The 5,913-nt window shown below is 33.9% G+C and carries 5 protein-coding genes; all 5 read left to right on the top strand.

Annotated features, from left to right (window positions below):
* The first annotated feature begins 293 nt into the window (after positions 1-293).
* Entirely contained in the window at positions 294-560 is a 267-nt protein-coding gene (locus GSA01S_RS09045) for a YggT family protein (protein ID WP_066126811.1), read from the top strand.
* Between the two features lie 21 nt (positions 561-581).
* Positions 582-1,364, top strand: coding sequence for a YlmH family RNA-binding protein (locus tag GSA01S_RS09040; protein WP_066126810.1), 783 nt, complete (start codon positions 582-584; stop codon positions 1,362-1,364).
* 143 nt (positions 1,365-1,507) lie between these two features.
* Positions 1,508-2,317, top strand: coding sequence for a DivIVA domain-containing protein (locus GSA01S_RS09035; protein ID WP_066126809.1), 810 nt, complete (start codon positions 1,508-1,510; stop codon positions 2,315-2,317).
* A 248-nt stretch (positions 2,318-2,565) separates the two neighbouring features.
* Positions 2,566-5,349 (top strand): isoleucine--tRNA ligase, encoded by a 2,784-nt coding sequence (ileS, locus tag GSA01S_RS09030; RefSeq protein ID WP_066126808.1) that lies wholly within the window; start codon positions 2,566-2,568, stop codon positions 5,347-5,349.
* A 255-nt stretch (positions 5,350-5,604) separates the two neighbouring features.
* Positions 5,605-5,913, top strand: a 309-nt coding sequence (locus GSA01S_RS09025) for a LysM peptidoglycan-binding domain-containing protein (RefSeq protein WP_157064815.1), incomplete at its 3' end; no start/stop codon positions are given.

The raw sequence follows: 5,913 nt of genomic DNA, 5'->3' as shown, positions 1-5,913 counted from the left end.
AGATATGCCTGAACAGAATTTAAATGGTTTTTGCCCAGCCTTATGTCCAACTTCTATAAGACGCAGATTGAGGCTGTTCAACCACTACACTTTTAAATTTCGAGCAATGACTAAACAAAATTTCAAAAGTTTATGCTCATCCTCATCTTTTAATTAATGATGAAGCGTGATTGGCAAGATATGAATGCTTTAGTATGATTGCCAGGATTTTCTTTTCTTAATCAATGATTCATTAGGTAAACAGTCATTTTTATGATAGAATAGCTTTAAGAAAATTTAAGGGGAACAGAGATATGATTTTTAATTTAGTCGTTTATTTAATGAAATTAATTGACGCTTACCAAATGGTCTTAGTTGTCTATGCATTATTAAGTTGGTTTCCAAATGCACGTGGCAGCAAAATTGAAGAGTGGGTTTCTAAATTATCAGAGCCATATTTAAATATTTTTGACCGTTTTATTCCACCCATTGGTGGTATTAGCTTTAATGTGATTATTGCTATTTTCACGCTCAACCTCGTTAAAAGAGGTATTATCGTTTTACTTAATTTGTTTTTATAATCGTTTAGAAAGAGGATTAAAGTGAATCAGGACATATATCAACATTATGGCAAAGAGGAGCAATCTTTTATTGACCAAGTTTTTGGTTGGATGCAAATAGTAGAAAATCGTTATAGTGCTTATTTAACACCTTTTTTAACACCTAGAGAAGCACTTATTGTAAAACAATTAGTAGCAAGTAATGAAAATTTAGCCGTTTATTTTAGGGGAGGATATGAAAAAGCTGAACGAAAACGAGCTCTAATTGTTCCACCTTATCATGAACTGGAAGAAGATGATTTTAATTTGAGTTTATTAAATATCAAATTTCCAGTGAAATTTGCTAATATTTCTCACGGAAAAATATTAGGTACCTTAATTGGTAGTGGAATTGATCGCGAACGCATTGGGGATATTATTACCGATGGGGAAGCGTGGCATGTAATAGTCGATGAAACGATAAAATTATATTTAATGAGTAATGTTACCAAAATTGGTAATGTTGGTGTTCACTTAGAGGAGATTGAGTGGGAACAAATTTTAGAGTCCAATGAAGCCTGGGAAACCATGACGGTGATTAGTAGTTCTTTAAGATTAGATGCGATGCTTTCGAATGTTTATAATTTTTCAAGACAAAGAGCTAAAGATCAAATTAATGCCGGTAATGTAAAAATGAATTTTATGGCGATGACTCGTTCCGACATTGAAGTAAAACTTAATGATATTGTGTCACTTAGAAAATATGGTCGTTTTTGGATACAATCGATTGATGGTGTGACCAAGAAAGATAATTATCGTTTAACAGTCAATGTGCTGATCAAATAATGAAGTCCTATTTATCGATGATAATGTTTTATTTTTAATGATTTAACAAAAGTTCTCATGAAACTCTATAAATTTCAATCGAATTAGTGTAGAATAGTAATTGTATATTTTATCGATTGAAACTTTTGAAAGGAAGTGTCAGAATGTCTTTAACACCATCTGAGATTTTACATAAAGAATTTAACACGAAATTTAGAGGTTATGATTCAGATGAAGTCAATGACTTTTTAGATATTATTGTGGTTGAATTTGAAAAATTAACCAAAAGTAATAATGAGATGACGACCAAAATCGCCGACATGGAAGATAAATTGAATTATTTCAAACAGTTACAAGATTCATTAAATAATTCGATTATGGTCGCACAAGAAGCAGCTGAACGCTTAAAACAAAACGCGCGTAAGGAAGCTGAATTAATTTTATATGAAGCAGATCGAGAAGCTGAACGCATTTTAGAAGATGCTAATAACCGATCTAAAACCATTGTAAGTGAAACTGAACATTTACATCAATATAGTTTAAACTTTAGAAATCGCCTAAAAAATATGGTTGAAGCTCAATTGTCATTATTAAATAAAGAAGACAATCAAGAATTATTTAAAGAAGCGCAAGGAGAGATTGAAACACCAATTAATCATTTACGTGATGAATTAAGTGCTCAATCTGAAGATTTATCAGTTCAAACTGAACTTGAACCAATTCAAGAAGCAGAAGCTGCTCAAGTAGTTGTGGAACCTACTGATGAATTAAAAGAAGATAAAAGAAGTCAATTAGACCAAATGGATTTTGAAATTGCTGACGAAGATGGAAAAGATATTCCAGTACAAGATGATTTTTTTGAAGCAGATCCAGTTGACGAACATCATAACTATCCTGTTGCTGGAGAAGACTCTGAACAACCAGTTGAAAGTGTTCTTGGTCGTACAATTCGTATAGATTTACCAAAAGAGTAATTGGACACAATTATTTGATTATATTATCAGCGAGTCAAGGAGGGTGTGAGCTTGACATCACTAATCACTTAATTATCCCCAATTGTTAATTATAAAAATGAACTATAAGTAGTTTTTGTCGCTTAAATAGCGTTATCATGAAAGAGTGAGTTGCAATAATTTATTGAAACTAAACTGGGTGGTACCACGTAATTTTACGTCCCTTCTATTTGAAGGGGCATTTTTTATTATAATTAAAGGAGATAACAATGAAATTAAAAGAGACATTAAATTTAGGAAAAACAAACTTTGCCATGCGTGCAAATTTACCGGTCAAAGAAGTAGCATTACAAGAAGAATGGAAAGACGCAGATATTTATAGCAAAATCCAATTGAAAAATGAAGGAAAACCGTCATATATTTTACACGATGGTCCTCCATACGCTAACGGTAAAGTTCACATGGGGCATGCTTTAAATAAAGTAACGAAAGATTTTATTGTTCGTTATAAATCAATGAATGGTTTTAGTGCACCTTATATTCCAGGCTGGGATACACATGGGTTACCAATTGAATCAGCTTTAACTAAAAATGAAGGAATCGATCGTAAAAAATATTCGGTTGCTGACTTTAGAAGAATGTGTGAGGAATATGCTTTAAAACAAGTAGATGCTCAACGCGAAACATTTAAACGTTTAGGTGTCACAGGAGAATGGGAACACCCTTACTTAACTTTACAACCAGAATATGAAGCTGCTCAATTACGTATTTTCGGTAAAATGGCTGAAAAAGGATATATTTATAAAGGATTAAAACCGATTTATTGGTCGCCATCAAGTGAATCATCGTTAGCAGAAGCGGAAGTAGAATATCAAGATGTAACTTCACCAACAATTTATGTAGCTTTTAAAGTGAAAGATACGAAAGGCATTGTCGATGAAAAAGCAGAATTTATTATTTGGACGACGACTCCATGGACTATTCCGGCAAACTTAGGGATTTCAGTTAAACCAGATGCTACTTATGTAGCAGTCAATGTGGCAGACCGTCAATTTATTGTCGCGAAAGAATTATTAGAAAAAGTTGCTCAAGAAATTGGCTGGGAAGATTACCAAGTGGTAGCTGAATATGAAGGGATTCAATTCGACCGTATGACGGCTCAACATCCTATGTATGACCGAGAATCATTATTAATGGTTGGAGATCATGTAACGATGGATGCTGGTACTGGATTAGTCCATACGGCACCAGGACACGGGGAAGATGACTACCAAATTGGTCAAAAATATGGATTAGAAATTTTATCACCAATTGATAATCGCGGACATTTCACGGATGAAGCACCAGGTTTAGAGGGCGTATTCTATCTTAAAGGGAATAAGCTTGTGATGGAGCAATTAGCTGAAAATGGCAGCTTATTACAACAAGATGAATTGCTTCATAGTTATCCACATGATTGGCGTACTAAAAAGCCAGTCATTTTCCGTGCGACGCCACAATGGTTTGCTTCGATTGATAAATTCCGTCAAGATTTATTAACGGCTGTTGATAATGATGTCACTTGGTATCATCCATCAGGTCAAGTTCGTATTTATAATATGTTACGTGACCGTGGCGATTGGGTCATTTCACGTCAACGTGTCTGGGGAGTTCCATTACCTATTTTCTATGCTGAAAATGGCGAAGCGATTCTTGATGGAAAAGTAATTGAACATGTGGCACAATTAGTTGCTGAAAATGGTTCTAATATCTGGTTTGAACGTGAGGCTAAAGAGTTATTACCTGAAGGCTTTACTCATCCTGGCAGTCCGAATGGTGAGTTTACGAAAGAAATGGATATTATGGATGTATGGTTTGATTCTGGAACTTCTTATGCAAGTGTCTTAGAAAGACCAGGTCAATCATTCCCAGCAGACCTATATTTAGAAGGTTCAGATCAATATCGTGGTTGGTTTAACTCAAGTTTTACTACTTCTATTGCGGTAAATGGCGTACCACCTTACAGAGCTGTATTATCACAAGGATTCGTCATGGACGGTAAGGGGCAAAAAATGAGTAAGTCATTAGGTAATGTTATTTTACCTGAAGAAGTAATGGAAACATTAGGTGCTGACATTATTCGTCTGTGGGTAGCAAGTGTGGACTATGAAAATGATGTTCGTGTTTCGCATGATATTTTAAAACAAGTATCAGAATCTTATCGTAAAATTCGTAATACGATTCGTTTTATGCTATCTAACATTGGTGACTTTAATCCAGAGACCGATCGAGTATCCGAATTACGTAAAGTAGACCAATATTTAATGGCAAAATATAATGTATTGGTTCATGATGTATTGAAAGCTTATGATGAATTTGAATTTTCAACGATTTATAAGAAAGTAATCAATTTTATTACCGTAGATTTATCTGCATTCTATCTAGACTTTGCTAAAGATGTCTTATATATTGAAGCAGCAGATGCCAGTGCACGTCGCGCAATGCAAACTGTTATCTATGACATTTTAAGTGGGTTAATTCCATTGCTTACCCCTATTTTATTACATACAATGGAAGAGGCTTGGAAAGAATTACCTGGAGCTGAAGGCTTTGTACAATTACAAGATATGCCTAAAGCAAAAGACATTACCGAAGATTTAGCAGTGATTAAAGCATGGGAGCCATTCTTTGAAATGAAAGATGCTGTTAATAAAGTTTTAGAAGAAGCGAAAAACGTTGAAGAAGACCCAATTAAAAAATCATTTGAAGCAGCTGTTACGGTTTATACGGATGAAGAAATGCGTCAAGTATTGACTAATTTAAGTGATCAATTAGATCAATTATTAATTGTTTCTAAATTAGATTTAAAAGATATTACTGAGGCAGGAGCAAGTGCCCATGAATTTGATCATTTTAAAGTTTCAGTTAATCATGCACCGGGACATGTATGTGAAAGATGTCGTGCTATCCGTGAGGAAGTAGGGACAATTGCTGGAGCTGAAGAGTTATGTTATCGTTGTAACGAGATTGTAACAAATCATTTTCCAGAATATTTTTCTGAAAAAGAAGCCTAGTATAAATTAAATGTATGAAATTAATTTTGATTTTACTGAGAAAGTCATCTTGATTCTAAATTATTGTTGATATAACAGTATTTTATTAAGTACCTGTGAGTGTTTTTGGAACTCTCACTAGGTACTTTTTTAATTTATGAAAATTTTTTGAAAAATTTTTGAATTCGGATTAAAGCGCTTGACTAATTTATATCAGAGTGTTATCTTTAATGTAACAAAAGTGTTACAAATGTTTCAAAAAAAGGGGAGTTAACAATGAAAAATTTAAAACGTACTTTATTAGTTTCAATAGCCACTTTAGGATTTTCTGTATCACCATTAATGATTGAAGCTCAAGCAACTCAATATTCAGTAGTTGCCGGAGATACCTTATGGAAAGTTGCCAAAGCAAATGGTGTGACAGTAGCTGAATTGAAACAGTGGAATAATTTAACCAGTGATTTCTTACAAATTGGTCAAAAGTTAACTGTTTCTGCACCAGAAACACCAGAAACACCAGAAACACCGACTGAACCAAGTACCGTTTATACGGTCGTAGCGGGTGATTCATTATGGAAGATTGCC

The sequence above is a fragment of the Globicatella sanguinis NBRC 15551 genome (assembly GCF_001552295.1).
GTDB lineage: Bacteria > Bacillota > Bacilli > Lactobacillales > Aerococcaceae > Globicatella > Globicatella sanguinis.
The sequence above is the reverse complement of the archived record's forward strand: the minus strand, read 5'-3'. Positions and strand labels throughout refer to the sequence as shown.